We start from the raw sequence: 23307 nt of genomic DNA, 5'->3' as shown, positions 1-23307 counted from the left end.
ACTTTATAAAAAAACTATAGTGATGCTTGTAATTATATACAATATATAGTATGCTCGATCCGTAGTTTAGAAACTATTGAAACAAAATATTAGGTTATTTCCTTATCAAGTGTGGGATGTCTTGACTCACGTTTGATAAGTTTGTTTTAATACTAGGTACTAAATTTTAACTTAAATATAGGACAAAAATTATGGCTCAAAAACCAAATTTTCTAAAAAAATTAATTTCCGCAGGGTTGGTAACTGCTTCTACAGCTACCATAGTAGCCAGTTTTGCAGGTTCAGCTATGGGTGCTGCTACACAGCAGAATAGAACAACAAACGGAGCTGCTACAACTGTTGATGGTGCGGGATTTGACCAAACTGCCGCTCAAGTAAATGCTGCGGTTGCTCCAAATGCAGTTATTACTGCTAATGCTAATAATGGTATTAATTTCAATACTCCAGCCGGTAGTTTTAACGGTTTGTTTTTAGGTACTGCAAACAATTTAGCAGTGACAGTGAGTGCAGATACTACCTTAGGGTTCGTCACTAATGTTGCTAATAATGGTAACTCCTTTAACCTTACGCTTGGTGCCGGTAAAACTCTTACTATAACAGGTCAAGGTATTACTAATGCACAAGCTGCTGTTACAAACAATGCTCAAAATGTTGTTGCACAATTTAATGGTGGTGTTGCTGTTGCCAATAATGATCTTAGCGGTGTAGGAGCAATAGACTTTGGTGCTGCGGCTTCTACATTAGTATTTAATTTAGCAGAGCCTACAACTCAAAAAGCTCCTCTTATACTTGGAGGTAATGCTGTAATAGCTAATGGTGTTAACGGTACATTAAATGTTACTAATGGATTTATTCAAGTTTCAGATAAAAGTTTTGCTACTGTTAAGGCAATTAATATCGGTGACGGTCAAGGTTTCATTTTCAATACTAATGTTGCTGCTGGTGGTAATGCTTTAAATTTACAAGTAGGTGGTGCTACTATTAATTTTAATGGAACAGACGGTACGGGTAGATTAGTATTATTAAGTAAGAATGGTGCTGCTACCGACTTTAACGTTACAGGAAGTTTAGGCGGTAATCTAAAAGGTATTATCGAATTTAACACTGTTGCAGTAGCCGGTCAACTTATAGCTAATGCAGGCCCTGCTAATGCAGTAATAGGTACTAATAATGACGCAGGTAGAGCTGCAGGATTTGTTGTTAGCGTAGGTAATGGTAATGCAGCAACAATCACTGGACAAGTTTATGCTAAAGACATGGTTATACAGAGTGCTAATGCAGGTGGGCAAGTAAATTTTGGACACATAGTTGATGTTGGTACAGACGGTACTACTGCCTTTAAAACAGCAGCTTCTAAAGTTGCAATAACCCAAAACTCAAACTTTGGTACTACTGATTTCGGTAATCTTGCAGCACAGATTACAGTTCCTGATACTATGACCCTTACCGGTAATTTTACAGGTAATGCTAGCAATCCCGAGAACACTGCAGGTGTGATAACTTTTGCTGCTAACGGTACTTTAGCAAGTGCTAGTGCAGATGCAAATGTTGCGGTGACAAATAATATTACAGCAATTGAAGCATCAGGTGTCGGAGTTGTCCAATTATCAGGAACACATACTGCCGAGTTACGTTTAGGAAATGCCGGTTCTGTCTTTAAACTTGCTGATGGTACAGTTATAAACGGTAAAGTTAACCAAACTGCTGTTGTCGGCGGTGCTCTTGCAGCTGGTGCTATTACCTTAGACGGTAGTGCTACAATTACCGGCGATATAGGTAACGGTGGCGGTGCTGCTGCGTTACAAGGCATTACTTTAGCTAACGATGCTACAAAAACATTGACACTTGGTGGAGCAAATATTATCGGTGCTAATGGTGGAACGATTAATTTCCAAGCTAACGGTGGTACTATTAAATTAACAAGCACTCAAAATAATATTTTAGTTGATTTTGATTTAGCTATAAATACTGATCAAACAGGTGTTGTTGATGCGAGTAGCCTAACAAATGCTCAAACTTTAACTATTAGCGGTACAATCGGTACTGTTGGAGCTAATAATAAAACTCTTGGACAATTTAATGTTGGCTCAAGTAAAACAGCTTTAAATGGCGGTAATGTTGCTATTAACGAGTTAGTTATTGGAAATAACGGTTCAGTACAATTTGCTCATGATACTTATTTAATAACAAAAACTACAAATGCTGCCGGTCAAGGTAAAATAATATTTAATCCTGTTGTAAATAATAATACAACTCTTGCAGCTGGTACAAATTTAGGTAGTGCTGCAAATCCACTTGCAGAAATTAATTTTGGATCTAAAGGGGCTCATGCTGATACTATATTAAATGTTGGTAAAGGTGTAAATTTATATGCTACTAATATTACTACTACCGATGCTAACGTAGGTTCTTTCGTCTTTAATGCCGGTGGAACAAATATAGTAAGCGGTACAGTTGGTGGACAGCAAGGTAGTAAGTTTAATACTGTAGAATTAGATAACGGTACTACTGTTAAGTTCTTAGGTAATGCAATGTTTAACGGTGGAACTAAAATTGAAGCTAAGTCTACCTTACAAATCGGTGGTAACTATACTGCAGACTTTGTTGCATCTGCCGATGGTACTGGTATAGTAGAATTCGTTAACACCGGTCCTATTACCGTAACATTAAACAAACAAGCTGCACCTGTTGGTGTTTTAAAACAAATGACGGTTTCTGGTCCCGGTAACGTAGTGGTTAATGAGATAGGTAATGCAGGTAATGCTCATGGTGCTGTGACTGGTACGATTGCTTTTGAAAATTCAAGTTTAGGTGCAACTTTATTCTTACCTAGCGGCATTCCATTCAATGATGTAACAATTAAAAGTACCGTAGGTAATGAAACAGCTAAAGGTTTTGATGCTCCTAAAGTGATTGTTTCAGGTGTTGATAGTGTCATCGCTGACGGTCAAGTAATCGGTGATCAAAATAATATCGTAGGTCTGGGTCTTGGAAGCGATAACGGCATAATCGTTAATGCTACTAAATTATATGCAGGTATCGGTACTACAAACAATAATCAAGGTACTGTCATACTTAGCGGTGGTGTTCCTAATACCCCTGGTACAGTTTATGGCTTAGGCAAAGATGCTAGCGCTTCACAGTTAAAGCAAGTAACGTTCACTACAGACTATAACAACTTAGGTAATATTATTGCAACTAACACAACAATTAATGACGGTGTAACTGTTACTACAGGCGGTATAGCCGGAACAGTTTTTAACGGTAAAATTACTCTTGGAAGTGTTAACGGTAACGCTAATGTAAGATTTGCTGACGGTATATTGTCTAATTCTACAAGTATGATTGTTACTACTAAAGCTAATAACGGTACTGTAACTTATTTAGGTGGTGCATACGTCGGTAGTATAGGTGCTTCAAATACTCCTGTAGCTTCTGTTAGATTTACGGGTAGTGGTACGGGTAGTGATAATGGTGCAGTATTACAAGGAAATATTTATTCACAAGTCATAGACTTTGGTACTTATGACTTAGATATTGTCAATTCTAATGTAATTTTAGGCGGTGGTACTACTGCTATTAACGGTGCAATCGATCTTTGTACAAATACTTTAACATTTGCAAGTGGTACTTCAACATTGGGAAACAATACTTCTATTGAAACTACTTTAACATTAGCAGACGGTAATATAGGTCACATCGTTATCGCGGAAGGTGCTCGAGTTAATGCAACAACCACAGGAACTACAACCATTAACGTACAAGATAAGGCCAATGCAAATTTCAGTGGTACACAAACTTATACTTTAATCCAAGGTGGTGCTAGATTTAACGGTACTTTAGGAGATCCTGACTTTGCTGTAACCGGAAGTAATCGTTTCGTAAATTACGGTTTAATACGTGCTGCTAACCAAGATTATGTAATAACACGTACTAACAATGTAGAAAACGTAGTTACTAATGATATCGCAAGTAGTACGTTTGGAGGTGCACTGGGTGTAGGTCAGAACGTTACAACATTTGTAAATGCAACTAATACTGCAGCATATAATAATCTTCTTTTAGCTAAAAATAGTGCTGATTCTGCTAACTTTGTCGGATCTATCGTTACCGATACAAGTGCGGCCGTAACTAATGTACAATTAGATGTAGCTAAAAATATCCAAGCTCAACTTGGTAACAGATTAGGTGCTCTTAGATATTTAGGTACTCCTGAAACTGCTGAAATGGCTGGACCTGAAGCTGGAGCAATACCGGCTGCGGTTGCTGCAGGTGACGAGGCTGTTGATAATGTAGCTTACGGTATATGGGCAAAACCTTTCTATACTGATGCACATCAAAGTAAGAAAGGTGGTTTAGCTGGTTATAAAGCTAAAACCACCGGTGTCGTAATCGGTTTGGATACGCTAGCTAACGATAACTTAATGATCGGTGCTGCTATCGGTATCACTAAAACTGATATAAAACACCAAGATTATAAGAAAGGTGATAAAACCGACGTTAACGGTTTCTCATTCTCTCTATATGGTGCCCAGCAGCTTGTTGAGAACTTCTTTGCTCAAGGTAGTGCAATATTTAGCTTAAACCAAGTGAAGAACAAAAGTCAGCGTTACTTCTTCGATGCTAACGGTAATATGAGCAAGCAAATTGCTGCCGGTAATTACGATAACATGACATTCGGTGGTAACTTAACAGTCGGTTATGATTACAATGCAATGCAAGGTGTGTTAGTAACTCCAATGGCAGGACTTAGCTACTTAAAGTCTTCTGACGAAAACTACAAAGAAACCGGTACAACAGTTGCAAACAAGCAAGTTAACAGCAAGTTTAGCGATAGAACCGATTTAATAGTAGGTGCTAAAGTAGCCGGCGGTACTATGAACATAACTGATCTTGTGGTATATCCGGAAGCTCACGCTTTTGTGGTTCACAAAGTAAATGGTAGATTATCTAAAACTCAGTCTGTATTAGACGGACAAGTTACTCCGTGTATCAGCCAGTCTGACAGAACCGCTAAAACATCTTATAATTTAGGTTTAAGTGCAAGCATAAGACCTGATGCTAAGATGGAGTACGGAATCGGTTATGATGCTCAGATTGCAAGTAAATATACTGCACATCAAGGTACTCTAAAAGTCCGTGTAAACTTCTAATCGCTCCCGATTAGCAAGTTTATAAGTTCCTCAAGAAAAAAGCCCTCTTTGAAGAAAGGGGGCTTTGTTTGTTCTTTCTTCCCGCATACATGCCTTGTCGCATGGCTCAAAAAACCTACTGTATGTCGTCCCCGTGTAGGCGGGGATCCAGAAAAAAGTGAGATAAATCGAGCTTTTAATTTTACAAACTTATTGTGTATAATCTTTAAATTACTGGAGTCCCGCTTGCGCGGGAATGACATAAACAAGCCATACAACAACCCCCCGCCTATGCGAGAATGACATCACCTACTTTTCCACCCCGTGCAATACCTTCACTAACCTCAAATTTTATTGACTTCTAGTCGGAAAGATATAAATTTTTACAGCTAAGAATTTAAAATTAATAAATATTATGAAAAAAATATATATTAGTGATTATTATGCTTCTAATAAGCGGAAGTATATTTGCTCAAAGTCAAATATTCAATTTAGTTGTACCAGTTAGCTATTTTATAAATCATGTATCCCAATTGGAAAAACTAAAAGAAAATCTTAATAAATATAAGCAATCTAGTGTAGTAGGGGTAAGCGGTATGGGTAAAACGTAGCTTGCTAGAATGTACGCTTATGAAAATAAAGATAACTATAACATAATTTGGTTGATTGATTGTAATCTAAATATAGAGCAGCAATTACTCAAATTATCTAAAGCTATTAATACCGAGGTAAAATCACCGGTGATTTCAGAAGATATGGCAGTGATGAAGAAAGATTTAACGGTTTATCTAGCAAGTAAAGATAAATGGTTATTGGTGTTTGATAATTTAAAAATAGGCGAGAATAAGAAAATAGAGGGTTTTATTAATTGGGAGTATAACGGTAATATTATATTTTGTTCCCAAGACGATGAATTATTATCTAACATAATCAAAGCAAACGCTTTCACTAAGCCGGAAGCTGCATTACTTGCAAAAAATATATTGGAAGATAAAAATCCGGAATTAATAAATTTTTTGACTCAAGAATTTGGAGGTTATCCGATTCTCGTAGTTCAAGAAGCACAAATATTAAATCAAATACAAGGTTTAAACTTAGAGAAATACAAGAAAAAGATAAAAGCCTCTAAGGATAAAATTGAGCTAAATATAAAACTTGTTAGCAATGAATTAAAGCCTAGTGCCAAGAGATTACTAGATGGGATAGCATTGCTTAATAATCAAAGTTTTTCAAGAGAATTATTAAATTCTATTACTGAAGATAAGCATATTCTAGACGATGATATTTATCAGCTTTCTAAATTTGCTTTGATCTCTAATATTGAACCTAATGAAGTTAATCCGATATTTGAAATGCATAATGTTATAGCTGAAAAAATATTACAAATAAATGGAGATAAAGGAAATAAAGAATATCTTGAACGTAGTGTTACTAATCTTTTAAATTCTATACCTAAAAGTTTAGTAAAGGGGCGTATTTTTAGAAATGCTAAAACTATACCGGATTAATTACAAAAAATGTAGAAAAATACGATATATCGATATATAAAATTTTAGAGTTATAAATTTATTAATACAATATGCTAATTCTTCCGATTTATATAACTCAAAAAAATTAGTAAATTGGTTTGATAAAAACAATCAAAAAGGTAAATTTAAATTATGGACAATGAATAATGAAGAAAAATTTGCTTATGCTGCATATTTAGGACGCATAGGGTGTATTATAGAACTTGGTCGGATCCTAAAAAAGCAATTGAATATGATACGAAAGCTAAGTAGGTATTTGATAAAGTGAAAGGATATGATTCCATAAAATGTAATGTAGTTTTCGGTTCGGCTATATCCAATATTCAGCTAGGAAATCTAGAAGAAGCAGAAAAAAAATATCCAAATGATGGAATATATGTTCAATCAAAATCTAGTAGATCAAACTGACATAGCAACTATATATTGTGCAAAAGCTAAATTATTTAATATCCAAGGTAAAAATTATGAAACATTAAGAAGAATTGACGATACTATAAATGCTTGTACCGAAAACGGGATGAAACCTCAAGATTTATTTCTTACCGGTTCATATCTCATTAAATTAGATGTATTAAATAATCTTAAGAAACATCAGGAAGCTCTTTTTTTATTAGAACAAGTATATGATATGAATAAGTCGAGTAAAAAAGAGGAAAATCAAGTATTTGGACGAATTTTTACCCAAAAATCAAGAGCAAAACTAGGTTTAGGTGATGTACCGAGGCTCTAGAATAAAAAAGCTAAAGCAATTTTTCTTAATGATCCAACTAGACCTAACAAAGAGATTATTATATCACCGGATATAGATTTGGCAAAAACGTTTGTTGCTGAAGGGGATGCACTAGTGTTACTTAATCAAAATGAGGAGGCGGTAGATACTTATGCTACTGTTGAAAATATATATTGGAATAACTATAAAGAAAATATGAAAAATGTGTATGAAATAAGTAATATGTATTTTGCAGTCCTAGTTGTACTTTACCTAAGAAATTTTGGTATGAAAAATTCCGTAATAATCAGATAGAACAATTCGGAGCTGATCATCCGAATAGTATAAAAATTTTAAACCTTAAATGTGATGGTTCAAATTAGCTAGAATTTTTTCTGATTAGTGCAATAAAAAAACCGGACGCGGTAAGAATAATTCCAAGCCAAATAAAGCTCATCGTTGGCTTGTAATATATTTTAGCATGGATTATATCGCCGTCTATATTACTTAAAACTGCGTAAAGATCATATGATAAGTAAGAGTATATATCACTTTCTTGCGATAAACTCTTTTCAACTATATAAAGCCTATTTTCCGGCTTTAATATAGTTATATTACGGCTATTATCCTCAAGCCAAAATTCAGCGATTTGTCTATAATAATTTTTACCTTGAGCAAACTTAATATTTTGCAATGTTACTTTAAATTCGTTAAATGTTTTACTTGTTCCTACTCTGCCGGTAAAATCCATTTCACTTTGTAATAATGTATTCATAGTAATACTAAAACTAATTAGTGCAAAACCAAAATGCCCAAGGATCATACTAGCGTTACTTGCTTTAAGTCTATTTCTACAATAATTAGTTTTAACCAAAAGATAATGAATATTATGAAGCATAAGAAATATAGATGCGATTATAGTTAAAATCGATATAACACTAAATGTTATTTTTAATGATATTAAATAAGTAATTATTAGAGATAATATTAGAATTATAATATGTTTTTTAATAGAGCTTCTGGTAGTAAATAATCCTATGGTACCAAGAATAGGGATAACGAATATAATAAAATTATTAACAAAAAATGTTTCACTAATAATAATAGGTTTATCGTCGAATAAAGAGTAAATTGGCGGATAAAGTGTGGCAGCTATTAGCACAATAAGGCTAAGAAGGAGGAATATATTACCGAGGAGTATGGAGTTCCCACAATTCGTCATTGCGAAGCCACGAAAGTGGCTGTGGCAATCTCGGCTAGTTTCCTGAGATTGCTTCGTCAATGCTAATGCATTTCCTCGCAATGACGTGGTAGTATACAACCCAATACTACCAATCCCCATAATCAAAAATATCCCAAGCAAGTATATTCCTCTCTCAGGTGAGAATGCAAAAGAGTGAATTGAGGTAATAAAACCGGAACGTACTAAAAAAGTACTAAATATTACTAATAAAAAAGTAATGATGGATAAAATTATCGTCCAGTTTTGCATACGTCCGGTTTTTGTTGTTACAATTATAGAATGATGGAGCATAATTCCGGATAACCAAGGAAATAGTGAAATATTTTCTATCGGATCAAAAAACCAAAATCCGCCCCAGCCGAGTTCTCTATATGCCCACCAAGAACCAAGGCTAATTCCTATGGTAGTAAATAAGATACCGATATTGGAAAATGTTTTGAGAAGTCTTATGTCATTAATGGATTCCCGCTTTCGCGGGAATGACATAAGTGGGTATGAGAATGACATAGAGGCACAAACAATAGTAAACGGTACTACATAGCTAACATAGCCTAAATAAAGCAGAGGAGGATGGATGCTCAAAGCAATATCTTGTAGCATCGGGTTTAAGCCTAACCCTTCTTTAGGAACGAAAGAAAACACGTTAAAAGGATTGGAGGTAAAGTAAATAAAGCTGCTAAAAAATAATTGTATAGCTGATAGAATAATAATAGATAAAAATTTAAGACGGTTATCTTCAAGTAAAAATATATAACAGCAACTAACGATTTGTAATAAACAAAACCATAATAACATTGAGCCTTCGTGGCTCGACCAACTACCGGCTATTTTATATATTAAAGGTTTTAAAGTACTGGAATTTAAGAAAACATTTTGTAGTGAAAAGTCAGAGATAATAAAAGCATAGACTAGGATAAAAAAGACAAGTATAGCACATGAGGCAGCTATGTAGAAGGGGAAAGTAATGAGGTAGTGGTTATTCCCGCGAAAGCGGGAATCCAGTCTATAAAATAGAGATTTTTTATGGATTCCCGCTTTTGCAGGAATGACATAAAAGACAAAAGACAAACCGATAACCGACAAGCACATCGTTGTTAGCAGTAAAAAATTACCGATTTCACTCACTGCTTATTGTTCCTTCGGTAGTAGGTGATACGGTAATTTTTACGCTATCAATCTTATTGGCAATTTTCTTTAAAATAATTACCTTTAAATTAAATATTTCAATTACTTCCCCTTGATTTGGAATTCTAGCAATTTTATGGATTATTAATCCTGCTATAGTGTTTGCATCTTCATCCGATAAATTCCAATCAAGTTCTCGGTTAATATCTCTAATAGTCGTAGTTCCTTTTATAATGAACTCGGTATTAGACTTCTTGATAATTTCATTATTAAGTCTATCATGTTCATCAGTAATGGGGCCTACGATTTCTTCTATAACATCTTCAAGAGTAATAATACCTAGTAGAGTACCATACTCATCTACAACACAAGCAAAATGATTATTACGTTCTCTAAATGCATGTAGCTGGTCTACTACAAGTGCATTCTCAGGGATAAACCAAGGTGGGGTTAGAAGTTTATTAATATCAACTTTTTTTGCATCATTATTATTTTCGTATAATGCTTTAAGCAAATCTTTTAGATTGAGAATCCCTATTATATTATCTCTATTATCTTGCCACAAAGGTATACGTGTATGAGCACCCGATAATAAAGTTTTAATTATCACTTCATGAGGTAGGGCGATATTAAGGGCTATAATACTACTTCTGTGAGTCATAATTTCCGATACCGTCATATTACGTATATCTAATATCCCGCCGAGCATATTACGATCAGATTTATAAACTCCGCCTTCTTGATGGTAATGCTCAATCACGCCTCTTACTTCTTCCGTTCCTGATATTTGAGGGTTTAAATTAATACGAAATATGAAGCAAAATATTTTTGTAATGTAATCAAGAGCAATATTAATAGGTTTGAAAAGCTTTAAAAATATTATGATAGTTGAAGCCATTTTTAATGCTAATTGTTCAGGTTTAGCAACGGCTATTGCTTTCGGTACTACTTCGGCAAAAACAATAATTATAAAAGCCATAACGCCGGAAGCAACAATGGGTCCATTATCTCCAAGAAAGCTAATAAAGAGAGTAGTAGCAATAGTGGTACAAACAGTATTGATAAAACTATTACCTATTAATAAAGTTCCTATGACCTTTTCTTTTTTCTTAAGAACCTCTAAAACTGTTTTAGCACGCTTATTACCGGCGATTTTAAGCTTATGAATCTTTCCTGGGGAAGAAGCGGTAATAGCAGTTTCGGTAGCGGCAAATAAAGCAGATAAGGCGATCATTATTATAATAACGATCACAAGTATGGTAGTCATTTTTTGTTAAAATATAAATTAACTATAAGTAATTATATTAGTAATTATAGATTTTGCCTAATGTTTTTTTGTTATCAACGACTCCTTTCAGTATCTTTTGTTTGTCGACTGTTAATAAGATTTTGAAATTTGTTATTTGTAGATAATGTCTTGCGTGATTCGTGTCCAATCGCTATTGCTTGTTGCTGTATTAATAATGTATTAGCTTGAGCTTTCCTTAAATTTATACCTTGTTCTTTAGATTCTTCAGTAGTTAGAATTTTTTGCCCTTTAGAGAGTTTTATCGCGCTATCGCATACGAACACTCCGCAATCATATACATTTTCTTGTTGCTTGGTATTTAGGTCTGTTATTTTTGCATCGGGATAAATTTCGGTAATATATTCTGTTACTTTTGGTCGAGATTCCAATGGCTCACCATAGGGATCATTATACATAAAGTTTATATTACCTTTATCATCTTTACTAGCCATTAAGAGTAACCAATGTTTATGTCCTGTATTTAGTGGTATAATTGCAGGCTTATTATCTAGTATTAAACCCTCTACTGTAACACGAAGAGTATCTTTTAGTATTTCCGGCTCTTCTAAAGAGGCATGATGAAATATAGAGAACATATTCTTATCTATATTTGCTTCCAATATATTTTTTATATCATCTTCAGTGTATAAATAAGTAGGTTGTTTTATATTTCCTGTATTATAAACACCAACTTGATCTTCAGTATTTATAACCGGTGATGATTTTTTTTCAGGTATCTGCTGTTTTGGCTCTATTACTGGTTTGGCTAATTGTTGTTCTGCTTTTAGAGATTCCTTATACATTTCCTGTGGAATTCCTAATTTTCCCCATGGTTTTTGATTATTAGCGGGAGCTTGCTGTTGCGGTGGATTTATAGAAGATGCAATAGTGGTTAGTGGTTCTTCTGTTATTGTCGGCTTTGCTTCCGTAGTTGGAGTTGTTGATTCGTGAGTTTTAGGTTCTTCTTTTTTGCCAAATATTGCTTCTTTAAAACTAGTTATTATATCTTTAAAATAGTTAAAAATTCTTTTTAAAAAACCTTGCGGTTGTGGTTGGTTTGCTTTTGGAGGTTCATATGATGTTGTTTGTTCTACTTGTATATCCTTAGGTCTATCATTCATAACTTTCTTTGTATTAAAATTAAAGTCAATAGGATTTACCTCAGTTTTACCTAAATCTTTTTGAAATTGCCTAGATATTTGTGATACATATTTTTTTAAGTTTTCAGCAGCATTATTTGAATCTTTTAAGATTTCATTAATTTCGAGTTTCAATCCGTAAATTTGATCTTCAGAGGTAATACCGAATTTAGCAGTGATAAGATTTGTTGCTTCGTCTGCAGAAAGAGGCCAAGTTTCTATAATCACTCTACCGCCTTGATTTTTAGCGTTTTTTATTATTTTATCTAGCTTTTCTTTATCAGGTATTGTACCGGAAAGTAATTGATCAATTTTACGATCATATACAAGATTGTTAAAAACAGATGTTACTAAACTTATATCCGTAATTGTAGTGGCTTTATCTTTTGGTACTATACCATCGGCTATAGATAAATTTTGATCTGCTTCATTTGTAAAAAAAACATGATCAACTTTTTTCATAATTTGCTTCCAATAAGCTTCTAGTTCAGAATTTTGGGGTAATGAATTATATTGATCAAAAGTAATAGTAGTTTTTATATTTAAATTTTGTAAATTAATTAAATCTTGTACCTTAAAAATAGGTTGTATATTATTGTTATTAAGTTGAATATTAAAAATCGGTGTTTTGCCCTTTTTGCGGGATTCTTGTAAGATCTCCGAAAAAATACGTTCTTTATCGGGTATATGTGATGTTTTATTAACTTCTAGCCGGATAATAGGCAGTTTATTTTGAACTTCCTGCTTGTTTATTTTCTCTAATATCCGATCTTTATCTCCAAGTAAAAGAGTAAATATAATAGGCTCAGCCATTACTAACCTTTATTAAAAGAATATTAGGTTCTGTGAAAATTTCTAATTGATTTACTATTTTAAGATATTTTTTAGCGAAAATTAATAAGGTTTTTGAAGGAATAGTTATTCATATTTTAAAAAAATCTTATAATTTGCAGCAAAAAAGAGCCAGAATTAAATCTTTTTAGAAACCTTCACAGAATCTACATATAATTATTAGAATTTTTGAGCTTTAAATCAAGCTATATTTAATAATCCGTGCTTTAGCTTATATAATTTATCCATTTTATGTGCTAACTCATGGTTATGTGTTACCATAATAACTGCGGTATTTTGTTCTCTTGCTACTTTTAAAAATAAATTAAATACTTCATTTGTAGTTTTTGGATCTAAATTACCTGTCGGTTCATCTGCTAAAATAATTTTCGGCTTATTAATTAAGCTCCGAGCTATAGCGACCCGTTGTTGTTCTCCTCCCGATAATTCTCCGGGCATATTATAGAGTTTTTTCCCAAGCCCTAAATCATCTAATATCTTTGTTGCATCTTCTATTACTTCTTTTTGATCAAGACCACTAATAAGCCTTGGCATAATAACATTTTCAAGAGCGGTAAAATCTTTAAGTAAATGATGTTGTTGATAGATAAAACCTAAATAATGAAGACGAATGAGATGATATTTTTGATACTTGCTATTGGGTATGATGACTTGACCGTTTGTAGGTTTATCAAGCAAGCCGGCAATATGTAGTAAAGTTGATTTGCCGCTACCTGAAGAACCTATTATAGCGATTAATTCACCTTCATTAACCGTTAGATTAAGATCATCTAGTACTCTAACAATAGTTTTGCCTTGGTTGTAATGTTTTGAGATATTTTTTAAAATGAGGACTGTATTACTCATATCTTAGGGCATCCACGGGATTTAATTTTGAGGCTCTATAAGAAGGATAAATTGTCGCAAGAAAACACAATATTATAGATAAAGAGGTAATTAAAATAATATCCTCAGCTCTTACTTTTGAAGGTAAACTATAAAGAAAATAAATAGCTGCCTCGAAAATTTTAGTACCGGTTATACGTTCCAAATAATTCTTGATAGTTTGAATATTATACGCAAAGGTAACACCAAGGATTACACCTAGTGTTGTGCCAAGTAATCCTATAAACATTCCGTTATAGATAAAAATAAGCATTATTTGCTTAGTGCTTGCTCCCATAGTTCTAAGAATTGCAATATCTGAAGTTTTATCTTTAACAAGCATAAATAAGCTTGAAATAATATTAAATGCGGCAACCGTAATAATTAAAGATAGAATAGTAAACATAGCCGTACGCTCAACAGCAAGAGCACTTAAAAATTGTGAATTTAAGATTTGCCAATTAAATACATATAAGGTTGGACCTAATAGTGATTGTATTTTATATGAATATGCGAGAGCTTTATCGGGATCTAGACTATTAATTTCGATTAAATTAATATCGTCGCCGAGAGATAAGAAATTTTGTGCTGCGGTAAGTGGCATTAATATCGTTGTCAAATCATAATCATACATACCGCTATTGAAAATTGCTATAACTTTAAATTCTTTTGATCTTGGCATACTGCCAAAGGCGGTAGAAACTGAATTCGGTGAAATTAATCTAATCTTATCCCCAACGGTTACGCCTAAATTGCTTGCTAATTGTTCTCCGAGTGCTATTACGTTTTTGCCGTGAAAATTATCAAAACTACCAAAATTTACATTTTTAAAAATTTCATTTCTTACACTTAGATCCTTTAAGTTCATACCTTTAACAAGCACACCGCTATTATTACTTTTACCAAGAGCCAAAGCTTGACCGTGAGCAATGAATGTTACATGCTTTACATAATCTTGTTTTAGGAGTTTGGCTTTAATCTCTTCATAGTTATCGATACTACCACCTTGCCGATTTATCACTATATCCCCATTTAAGCCGATAATATTTTTAGTAAGCTCTATATGAAAACCGTTCATAACGGACATGACTATTATCAATGCTGCAACGCCGATCATTACGCCCACTAAAGAAAAGGCAGAAATAATAGAAACAAACTTTTCGTTTTTCTTAGCTCTAAAATATCTGAAAGCTATCTTGAAGATAAAATTGTTATTGATCATTTGTTTATTTTTTCTTACATCCGTTTCTAGGTTATTCCTGCGTGAATCAGCTTTTTTGTCATTGCGAGCAGCCGTAGGCTGCGTGGCAATCGTATGAAATAATAACAAATTCCTGAGATTGCTTCGTCAAAACTTACAGTTTTTCCTCGCAATGACGACACAATTGATGACATAAAGACATCTACACGTTACTAGAAATCTCAAAGACTTTATCGTACTTAAATAATTTAGGTAATATTACTAACCCAAATAGCGTAACACTGGATATAGTAATGCCAAGAGGAGTAAAAGTACCGTTATATAAAAATCCTACTAATTGCAGCCCAAATGCCGTTAAAATTAATCTAGCCGCAGTGAAAACAGCCGCCATACGAGCTTTACCGTCCGGAATAGCTTCTAAAAGCAATGGCCATAATATGTTAATCGGATATATCATGCCAAGAGATAATAATAAAGTAACTATTGTTATGGTTAAAGGATTATTAATATTATATACAACTAATATGCTATTTCCTAGTAGGAATAGTATTATAAATATAACTCCAAAATAGAAGCAATTTTTAATACCGAATTTTTTAAAGCAATAACCGCTTGAAAAGCTCATAATTGAGAATAGAGCCGCCATTGCTCCTTGATAAAGTCCGAAATATTCTAAAGTTACACCTAAATCTTGCATATATAAAATAGGAGCAATCCCAATAAATATCCAATATCCTTGTGCAAGAAATATCATTGTAAGTATATAATATATAGCTTTTGGCGATTTGAAGATAGGTATATATTCTTTTAAAGAAATACGTATTTTTTTATTAACTTCTCTTTTGGGAATAAATAATATACCAAGAGTTAGGCTGATCAAACCTGCTATAAGCAACAAAACAAAATTGCCATGCCAGCCCCAAAATAAATTGACGTAGCTACCTATAACTGGTGCTATTGCCATAGAAAGGGCAATAGTGCCGTTTAAAATGCCCATTAATCTTTGCTGTTCTTGTACCGAATAAATATCGGCAAGAACAACATATACTAGCACTGCAACCGATGATATCCCGCATCCTTGCAAAAATCTTCCAAATAATATAACTGCATAATTATTTGCAAATACACAAAATAAACTACCAAGATTAAAAATCAGTAAACCGAGTATAATAATCGGTCTGCGTCCGTACCTATCTCCTAAATTACCGACTATAAGTGAAGTAATACAATAAGCAGTTAGATTAACACCAAGTAGTAACTCTGTCATAAAAGTTGAAAGGTTGAATGTATCTTGTATTTCAGGAAAACTTGGAACGAATAAATCTATTTCCGCTCCAGCGAGTATTTCCATGATGATTACGGTAATAATTAATTTCATAAGTAATTGTTAGTTTGAGGTTATTTTAGCAAAGTATTATTGAATCCGAAAGCCTGCGCGATGTCATCCCTGTGAGGCATTGTTGCATAGATACCAAGTCGTCATTGCGAGCGAACGTTAGTGAGCATGGCAATCTCAGGAATTCTTCCCAAGATTGCTTCGTCAATTTACTATTGTAAATTTTCTTGCAATGACGGAAAAACCGATCCACGCAACAACATTTTTGCGGGAATGACATAAATAAGGGCACAGGAATGGCAGTAAAGCCACACAACAAATTAGCTTTCCATATTCTTATAGCTTACAATAATTAGTGTATTGTTTACTAAAGAAAGAATAAATGAATATTTATGCTCGTCTAGCAATTTTCATTTATCAGGAGTATATACATGACACGGTAACAGGAAGACTGAAAGGAAGTTGCAAGCAGAAACTTTTAGTGATATATGTTAAGAATAATGATTCCTAACATGTGAGACTATTAACAAAATAAATTTTAAAGCTAATTAAATTTATTTTTACTGCAAATTATAAGGCTTTTTTGAAATAGGATTAACTATTCCTTCAAAAACCTTATTAATTTTCGCTAAAAATTCTTTTTAATTATCAATTAAAATTATTTTGTTAACAGTCCCCTATCAATTTAAAAAATTAATTAAAATATTACTGATTAATTCCTAAAGCTTGTTTTTGAGTATCGGTAGTATTCTCCATTACCCACTTTTGAACATCAGGACTTAACATATTATACTGACCTGCTGTTAAACTAGCAACCCAAGCTTGTTGATCGTCAGTACTCATAGCTTGTATTTGGGTTGTTGTAATTGAAGCTGGGTCAGGCATTTGCATTGATGAAGCAAACACTGGGCTTGCGAAAGCTAGAATTAATAAAATCTTTAATAAATTTTTCATTTTGTAAACCTTTTTTGTTTTGTAATTACGATTATAACAAAGCCACGGCAGCTTTCAAGCTAAATTATATTAAACATTTAAATTTTTTTATACTAAGGAACTTTATATTGTAATAAATATATCAATTATATACTTTATTGTCATTCCCGCGAAAGCGGGAATCCAGTAAAAAGCGTTCAGTATCATACCGTGGCTTGACCACGGGCTCTTGTGTCACAGAACGCCCTAAGATACCACGATCAAGTTGTGGTATGACATTAAGGTTGACTGGATTCCCACTTTCGTGGGAATGACACACCCCTTTATATTGTTAACTGCTCTCTGCAAATATTTCGATAAATTTCTGAGTTTTTAGATAAATCATTATGTGATCCTTCAGCGACTACTCCTCCTTTATCTATTACTAAAATATAATCAGCTGATTCTATACTACTAATTCGATGGGCAATTGATATAATAATGTTCCCTTTCATTATTTTTTTTATAGACTCTAGTAATTTCTGTTCGCTCATCGTATCTAAAGCACTCATTGCCTCATCAAGAAGCAAAATTTGCGGCATGCGTAGTAATGCTCTAGCAACCGCTATTCTTTGTTTCTGTCCTCCTGATAATCTAACCCCTCTTTCACCGATTTTAGCATTTATACCGTCATGAAGTTTAGCAGCAAATTCTTCTATTCCTGTAATTTTTATTATCTCATTTATTTCGTCGTCGCTTGCTTTATTATTACCGAATATAATATTTGATTTTATAGTGCCGGAAAAAATGCTAGCCTCTTGAGGAACATAGGCAATTAATTTACGAATTTCAGCAGGATTTAAAAGAGTTATATCTTGATTGTTAATAAGGATAGTGCCGTTTTCTTGCCGGTAAAAACGCAGCAGTAACTGCATCACAGTACTTTTTCCTGCACCTGATCTACCTACAATACCAAGAAACTTATTGGCATTTATCTTCAAAGACATATTATTAATAATCCTTAAATTAGGTCTTGAATGATAGGTAAAATCGACATTTTTGAATTCTATTGAGATTGGATTGGAATTATTTAATTCTAAATAATTATTATGTGCTACAGGTGTCTTATCTATAATTGTAATTATTCTCTCAAGGGCTGTAACAGGTAAATGCATTTCGCTTAGTAGCTCAAAAATACCGCCACAGCTAACTCCGGCGATAATCGCATAATAAATAAACGAGATAATTTGTCCCGCAGATAAATGACCTTGCACTATATCTGAAGCTCCGATCCAAACGACTAAAGTAATCGCAAGAAATATAACGGCTATTGAAATCGCAAAGAATAAAGCACGAATTTTTAAACGGGTTTTGCAGTATATTAAATAGTTTTGTAATTTAGTGTCAAAATCGGCAATTTTGTTTATTTGATGGTTAAAAGCATAAATAGCTCTAATATTATTAAAGGTTTCATCAATATCCGATGCTAAAAGTGACTTAGATTCTAGAGCTTTTTTAGATAAAACCTTAACATGCTTGCCGAATTTAATTAAAGGAATTAATAAGATAGGAATGGTAATAATTACTATAGAAGCGAGTTTAAAGCTTTCAAAAAACATTAATGTAATGCCGCCAATTAGCATCACCGAATTGCGAATAAAAAAAGATAAGAAATTAACGATTAGAGTAGATATTTGATCTATATCATTTGTTAGGCGTGAAATTATATCGCCGATTTTTAGTTCTTCAAACTCTGCAATTTCATAATTAATTAAATTACTATAAGCTTCTTTTCTTATTTGATTAACTGCCTTTTCAGCAACATTATTGATAAAATATGAACGAAAAAAACTAGCAATACTTAAGATGATAATTAATAAACAAATATATAATATAGATTTATCAACCGATAAAATATGGTCTTTGCTCAAGCCTTTATCAACTAAATTTCTAAAAACACTACCGATTAGTAATAATGAAGCTGATACGCTAAGTAAAGAGATCATAACGATGATCAAATCTTTTTTATAGAACCTTAGATATTTAGCTAGTCTATATAAAAGTTTGATATCCATAAGAAAAAAATGTCATTGCGAGCGACTGTAGGCGTTGTTGCATGGATGTCAAATCGTCATTGCGAGGAGCGAAGCGACGTGGCAATCCAGAAAAATAATAAAATTCGTCAATTACTTTGTAATTTTCTTCGCAATGATGATTTGGTAACCACACAACAATTCCAAAATATGGGGCGAGTGACGGGATTCGAACCCGCGACCCTCAGAACCACAACCTGATGCTCTAACCAACTGAGCTACACCCGCCATAAATTAACAATGTAAATTTAGATTATCAGAAGGAGTTAGTCAAGAATATTTATTGTATTAACATGTATTATTTGACTTATATATTATAACTATATATAGTTACAACATGAATCAGTATATAAAACTTATAAGTAAAGCTAAACAAAATCCTAAAGGATTGAGTTTCTCTGATTCGTACTTTAATGACTAAGTGCGATTGGGTTAAAGATAGGCAAAAAGGTAGCCATCAGATTTGGTACTCGCCCAAAGGAAATAGGTTATCTATTCACACTTTTGGAAATATGGCAAAAGAATATCAAGTTCGACAATTTTTAAACTTTGCAAAAGGAAATGAAGATGAAAACAAATGATACATTTGACGGGTTTACTATAGAACTTTTTAAAGATACGGATGGAGATTGGCTAGCAAGATTTGAGGAGCCACCGAATGTATCAGCTTTTGGCAATTCGCCTGAAAAAGCACTGCAAGAATTACAACAAGCTTGGACTTTAATGAAAGAAAGTTACATAAGTCATAATCAATCTATTCCCTTAGCTCCGTCTAGGAAAGAGTATAGCGGACAGTTTAATGTTAGAGTAGATAAACGTGTGCATCGAGCTTTAGTACTTGAAGCACTTAGAGCAAAAATTAGTTTAAATGCTTTAGTATCTCAAAAATTAACTTTATCGGTAAAACAATGAAAAAAAAAGCAGTTATTTTATTAAGCGGTGGACCTGATTCTACTACGGTTCTTGAGATAGTTAGCAAAATGGATTATGAAATTTATGCTCTAAGTTTTAATTATCATAGACGCAATGGTCCGGAAGTCCAAAAAATCCAAGGATTAATTAAAGATTATAATGTAAAACAACATAGGGTTATTAATATTGATTTGCAGTCATTTATCGGTTCTGCATTGACTGATGATAATATAGATGTACCAAAATTTAAAAACACAGATCAATTACCAAGTGACATACCGGTTACTTATGTACCGGCACGTAATACAATATTTTTAAGCTACGCACTAGGAGTTGCTGAGGTTATAGGAGCTAGAGATATTTTTATTGGGGTACACACTAATGATTATACTAACTATCCTGATTGTCGTCCTGAATATATAAAATTTTTTGAAGCAATGGCAAATTTAGCAACTAGGGTAGGAGTAAATGGAGAAAAAATTACTGTCCATGCTCCTTTAATAAATATGACCAAAGAGCAAATAATTAAAAAAGGGCTTGAGCTTGGAGTAGATTATAGTAAAACAATATCATGTTATGATCCAACAGAAGACGGTTTATCTTGTGGTCAATGTCTATCATGCATTGCACGACTTGATGCTTTTAAAAAGAATAATGTACAAGACCCGATTAAGTATGTATAATTATAGATATATACTCGTTATTTAAAAATCTTCTGTATAATATGAGAATATGCAATATTTATATTATAAAGAAAAATAGTCAGTATATATGATAAATAGAGGACATTTATATGCCCCTTTTCCTGTGCTTGATTTAAACGATATAGTTTTACGAGAGTTAGCCGCGGAGGATGCACAAGATTATTTTAATTATATGAGTAAGCCGGAAATGGCTATTTATATAACTGATAGCAATAGGCCTAAAGACATAGAAGAAGCTGGAGAAGAAATACGTTATTGGTCTAGTTTATATAAAAATCATAGAAGTTTTTATTGGGGAATTGCCATTAAAGACGATAATAAATTAATAGGTACTGCTGGTTTTAATATAATAAATCTAGAGCATCATAGAGCAGAAATAAGTTATGATCTAGATCCTAATTTTTGGGGTCAAGGTATGATGTTGAAATCTATAAAGAATATTTTAAAATTTGCTGATTATATTGGTATTATAAGAGTACAAGCAACAGTAATTACTGATAATTTTCGTTCGATTAATCTTCTTGAGAGATGCGGTTTTGCTAGGGAAGGAATTCTTAAAAAATACGAAATAGTTGCAAATGAGCATAAAGATTATTATATGTACGCAAGAGTATTATAGTAAGAATTGTTAAAATAAACATAAAACAGAAAGTTAATGGTAGTAGACGCTGATAAAAAAGAATTGATTTGTTCGTTTTGTAGTAAAAAACAACATGAAGTAAAAAAACTGATAGCAGGTCCTGCAGTATTTATTTGTGATGAATGTATAGATTTATGTACAGATATTATGAAAGAAGAAAGTAAAGTTGCTTTAAAGCAAATTACTTCTTCAATTCCAACGCCGCAAAAAATATGTGAAATTCTAAATGATTATGTAGTTGGGCAAGATCAAGCGAAAAAGATTTTAGCAGTAGCGGTTTATAACCATTATAAGAGGCTTGGATATGTACAATCCAGTAATAATGACGTTGAGCTTAATAAGTCGAATATCTTACTGATTGGTCCTACCGGCTCAGGAAAAACTTTACTTGCTCAAACGCTTGCTAAAATTTTAGACGTACCTTTTACTATGGCGGATGCTACTTCTTTAACGGAAGCTGGGTATGTCGGTGAAGATGTTGAGAATATATTACTACGTTTATTGATAGCAGCTGAGTTTAATATAGCAAAAGCACAAAAAGGTATAATTTATATTGACGAGGTTGATAAAATTGCCCGTAAATCGGAGAATCCTTCTATTACACGGGATGTATCGGGTGAAGGAGTACAGCAGGCATTACTTAAAATTATGGAAGGAACAGTTGCTTCCGTGCCTCCTCAAGGCGGTAGGAAACACCCACAACAAGATTTCGTACAGTTAGATACTTCAAATATTTTATTTATTTGCGGTGGTGCTTTTATGGGGATTGATAGCATGATAACCTCAAGAACTAATCATAGTTCTATAGGCTTTGCAGCTAACGTAAATATAGATAAAGAGAAAAATAATAGTGAGATTCTTAAATCCCTAGAGATTGAGGATTTAACTAAATTCGGTTTAATTCCTGAATTTATCGGTAGATTACCCATCGTTACTACTTTAGATGAGTTAGACAAAAAAGCTTTAATTACAATTTTAACTAAGCCTAAGAACGCCATAGTAAAGCAATATCAGAAACAATTTGAGCTTGATGATGCTGAGCTTGTAATTGACGATTCAGCCTTAGAAGCTATTGCCGAAAAAGCTCTAGCTAAAAAGACGGGAGCAAGAGGACTTCGTTCAATACTTGAGCATCTTTTGCTTGATAGTATGTATAAAGTTGCCGAGCTAAAAAAACAGCGTGTTACTATTACAAAAGAGGTAGTTAACGGCTTAGTCGAACCGATGATGACCTCTCTCATTTCTACAAAATCAAACAAAAAACAACCGATTATTGAAGATATACCGGCGTAAATATTATTTCTTCTCTATGTCATTCCCGCGAAAGCGGGAATCCAGAAAAATAACTTCAATATTGATATAAGAAGTTACACATGCGATAAAGTAAACATATACAACACAAGTTTTTATATGTTTTACTGGATTCTCGCCTACGTGGGAATGACATAAACGAGCCTGCAACAAGACCTACGACTGCTCGTAATGATGGGTTGGTATCCACACAACAACGCCGGCTTGACCACGGGACAATACTAATTTAGTATAAAATTTATCCTAAACTAGTATTATAGCGGTTTAAGTACCATTAAGAAAAAAATAATGCTCAAACTGATAAATGCCGGCCAGCC

General features: G+C 33.2%; 18 protein-coding genes, 1 tRNA gene and 1 pseudogene. 10 read left to right on the top strand and 10 right to left on the bottom strand.

Annotated features, from left to right (window positions below):
• The first annotated feature begins 191 nt into the window (after positions 1-191).
• The 5 genes from ompB (at position 192) to MCI_RS02570 (ending at position 7685) form a co-directional block, all read left to right on the top strand.
• A complete protein-coding gene (gene ompB, locus MCI_RS02590; RefSeq protein ID WP_014409540.1) occupies positions 192-5153 on the top strand; it encodes an outer membrane protein OmpB in 4962 nt (1653 codons plus the stop codon).
• Positions 5154-5752: 599 nt separating this feature from the next.
• A complete protein-coding gene (locus tag MCI_RS02580; protein WP_232202712.1) occupies positions 5753-6640 on the top strand; it encodes a hypothetical protein in 888 nt (295 codons plus the stop codon).
• 285 nt (positions 6641-6925) lie between these two features.
• Positions 6926-7069, top strand: a complete 144-nt coding sequence (locus MCI_RS09630) for a hypothetical protein (protein ID WP_232202711.1) — start codon at positions 6926-6928, stop codon at positions 7067-7069.
• Positions 7038-7391 carry a hypothetical protein gene (locus MCI_RS09625; RefSeq protein WP_232202710.1) on the top strand — a complete coding sequence of 118 codons (354 nt, stop codon included), beginning with the start codon at positions 7038-7040 and terminating at the stop codon, positions 7389-7391. The genes MCI_RS09630 and MCI_RS09625 overlap by 32 nt, the downstream gene beginning before the upstream one ends.
• 78 nt (positions 7392-7469) lie before the next feature.
• A complete protein-coding gene (locus MCI_RS02570) occupies positions 7470-7685 on the top strand; it encodes a hypothetical protein (RefSeq protein WP_041404104.1) in 216 nt (71 codons plus the stop codon).
• A gap of 64 nt (positions 7686-7749) precedes the next feature.
• Here the strand turns inward: MCI_RS02570 and MCI_RS02565 are convergent, their stop codons facing one another.
• The 9 genes from MCI_RS02565 to MCI_RS02520 all read right to left on the bottom strand — a co-directional run bounded on the left by MCI_RS02565 (position 7750) and on the right by MCI_RS02520 (position 19651).
• The gene (locus tag MCI_RS02565) at positions 7750-9738 is read right to left on the bottom strand and encodes a heme lyase CcmF/NrfE family subunit (RefSeq protein ID WP_083837084.1); all 1989 of its coding nucleotides are present in this window, start codon (positions 9736-9738) and stop codon (positions 7750-7752) included.
• Positions 9731-11005 (bottom strand): HlyC/CorC family transporter, encoded by a 1275-nt coding sequence (locus MCI_RS02560; protein WP_014409537.1) that lies wholly within the window; start codon positions 11003-11005, stop codon positions 9731-9733. The genes MCI_RS02565 and MCI_RS02560 overlap by 8 nt, the downstream gene beginning before the upstream one ends.
• A gap of 74 nt (positions 11006-11079) precedes the next feature.
• The gene (locus tag MCI_RS02555; protein WP_014409536.1) at positions 11080-12978 is read right to left on the bottom strand and encodes a Ulp1 family isopeptidase; all 1899 of its coding nucleotides are present in this window, start codon (positions 12976-12978) and stop codon (positions 11080-11082) included.
• Between the two features lie 219 nt (positions 12979-13197).
• On the bottom strand, positions 13198-13863 hold the full coding sequence (locus tag MCI_RS02550) for an ABC transporter ATP-binding protein (protein ID WP_014409535.1): 666 nt from the start codon (positions 13861-13863) through the stop codon (positions 13198-13200).
• Positions 13856-15103: a lipoprotein-releasing ABC transporter permease subunit gene (locus MCI_RS02545; protein ID WP_014409534.1), complete on the bottom strand. Its 1248-nt coding sequence runs from the start codon at positions 15101-15103 to the stop codon at positions 13856-13858. Before MCI_RS02545 ends, MCI_RS02550 begins: the two co-directional genes overlap by 8 nt.
• A 181-nt stretch (positions 15104-15284) precedes the next feature.
• Positions 15285-16460: a multidrug effflux MFS transporter gene (locus MCI_RS02540; RefSeq protein WP_014409533.1), complete on the bottom strand. Its 1176-nt coding sequence runs from the start codon at positions 16458-16460 to the stop codon at positions 15285-15287.
• A 663-nt stretch (positions 16461-17123) separates the two neighbouring features.
• Positions 17124-17372, bottom strand: a complete 249-nt coding sequence (locus tag MCI_RS02535) for a DUF2673 domain-containing protein (RefSeq protein WP_014409532.1) — start codon at positions 17370-17372, stop codon at positions 17124-17126.
• A 302-nt stretch (positions 17373-17674) separates the two neighbouring features.
• Positions 17675-19405, bottom strand: a complete 1731-nt coding sequence (locus tag MCI_RS02530; protein ID WP_041404103.1) for an ABC transporter ATP-binding protein — start codon at positions 19403-19405, stop codon at positions 17675-17677.
• A 169-nt stretch (positions 19406-19574) separates the two neighbouring features.
• Positions 19575-19651 (bottom strand) — tRNA-His (locus tag MCI_RS02520).
• 185 nt (positions 19652-19836) lie between these two features.
• Here MCI_RS02520 and MCI_RS07475 point away from each other — a divergent pair.
• The 5 genes from MCI_RS07475 to clpX all read left to right on the top strand — a co-directional run bounded on the left by MCI_RS07475 (position 19837) and on the right by clpX (position 22972).
• Complete coding sequence (locus MCI_RS07475; protein ID WP_014409530.1) at positions 19837-20004, top strand: type II toxin-antitoxin system HicA family toxin; 168 nt, start codon at positions 19837-19839, stop codon at positions 20002-20004.
• Entirely contained in the window at positions 19991-20335 is a 345-nt protein-coding gene (locus MCI_RS02515; RefSeq protein ID WP_014409529.1) for a type II toxin-antitoxin system HicB family antitoxin, read from the top strand. Before MCI_RS07475 ends, MCI_RS02515 begins: the two co-directional genes overlap by 14 nt.
• Positions 20332-21018 (top strand): 7-cyano-7-deazaguanine synthase QueC, encoded by a 687-nt coding sequence (gene queC, locus MCI_RS02510; protein ID WP_014409528.1) that lies wholly within the window; start codon positions 20332-20334, stop codon positions 21016-21018. Before MCI_RS02515 ends, queC begins: the two co-directional genes overlap by 4 nt.
• 88 nt (positions 21019-21106) lie before the next feature.
• Positions 21107-21658 carry a GNAT family N-acetyltransferase gene (locus MCI_RS02505; protein WP_014409527.1) on the top strand — a complete coding sequence of 184 codons (552 nt, stop codon included), beginning with the start codon at positions 21107-21109 and terminating at the stop codon, positions 21656-21658.
• Positions 21659-21694: 36 nt separating this feature from the next.
• On the top strand, positions 21695-22972 hold the full coding sequence (gene clpX / locus MCI_RS02500; RefSeq protein ID WP_014409526.1) for an ATP-dependent Clp protease ATP-binding subunit ClpX: 1278 nt from the start codon (positions 21695-21697) through the stop codon (positions 22970-22972).
• Between the two features lie 272 nt (positions 22973-23244).
• Here the strand turns inward: clpX and MCI_RS10255 are convergent.
• Positions 23245-23307, bottom strand: a pseudogene (locus MCI_RS10255) (DUF2269 domain-containing protein); the annotation flags it as partial.

The organism is Rickettsia montanensis str. OSU 85-930 (assembly GCF_000284175.1).
In the GTDB taxonomy this organism is placed as follows: Bacteria; Pseudomonadota; Alphaproteobacteria; order Rickettsiales; family Rickettsiaceae; genus Rickettsia; species Rickettsia rickettsii.
This window is presented reverse-complemented; position numbering and strand designations above follow the sequence as displayed.

Excerpts from the sequence above, each read along its gene's own strand:
- ompB (WP_014409540.1), top strand. The coding sequence starts at position 192 with ATGGCTCAAAAACCAAATTTTCTAAAAAAATTAATTTCCGCAGGGTTG.
- MCI_RS02580 (WP_232202712.1), top strand. The coding sequence starts at position 5,753 with ATGTACGCTTATGAAAATAAAGATAACTATAACATAATTTGGTTGATT.
- MCI_RS09625 (WP_232202710.1), top strand. The coding sequence starts at position 7,038 with ATGTTCAATCAAAATCTAGTAGATCAAACTGACATAGCAACTATATAT.
- MCI_RS02560 (WP_014409537.1), bottom strand. The coding sequence starts at position 11,005 with ATGACTACCATACTTGTGATCGTTATTATAATAATGATCGCCTTATCT.
- MCI_RS02555 (WP_014409536.1), bottom strand. The coding sequence starts at position 12,978 with ATGGCTGAGCCTATTATATTTACTCTTTTACTTGGAGATAAAGATCGG.
- MCI_RS02550 (WP_014409535.1), bottom strand. The coding sequence starts at position 13,863 with ATGAGTAATACAGTCCTCATTTTAAAAAATATCTCAAAACATTACAAC.
- MCI_RS02545 (WP_014409534.1), bottom strand. The coding sequence starts at position 15,103 with ATGATCAATAACAATTTTATCTTCAAGATAGCTTTCAGATATTTTAGA.
- MCI_RS02540 (WP_014409533.1), bottom strand. The coding sequence starts at position 16,460 with ATGAAATTAATTATTACCGTAATCATCATGGAAATACTCGCTGGAGCG.
- MCI_RS02535 (WP_014409532.1), bottom strand. The coding sequence starts at position 17,372 with ATGAAAAATTTATTAAAGATTTTATTAATTCTAGCTTTCGCAAGCCCA.
- MCI_RS02530 (WP_041404103.1), bottom strand. The coding sequence starts at position 19,405 with ATGGATATCAAACTTTTATATAGACTAGCTAAATATCTAAGGTTCTAT.
- MCI_RS07475 (WP_014409530.1), top strand. The coding sequence starts at position 19,837 with ATGACTAAGTGCGATTGGGTTAAAGATAGGCAAAAAGGTAGCCATCAG.
- MCI_RS02515 (WP_014409529.1), top strand. The coding sequence starts at position 19,991 with ATGAAAACAAATGATACATTTGACGGGTTTACTATAGAACTTTTTAAA.
- queC (WP_014409528.1), top strand. The coding sequence starts at position 20,332 with ATGAAAAAAAAAGCAGTTATTTTATTAAGCGGTGGACCTGATTCTACT.
- MCI_RS02505 (WP_014409527.1), top strand. The coding sequence starts at position 21,107 with ATGATAAATAGAGGACATTTATATGCCCCTTTTCCTGTGCTTGATTTA.
- clpX (WP_014409526.1), top strand. The coding sequence starts at position 21,695 with ATGGTAGTAGACGCTGATAAAAAAGAATTGATTTGTTCGTTTTGTAGT.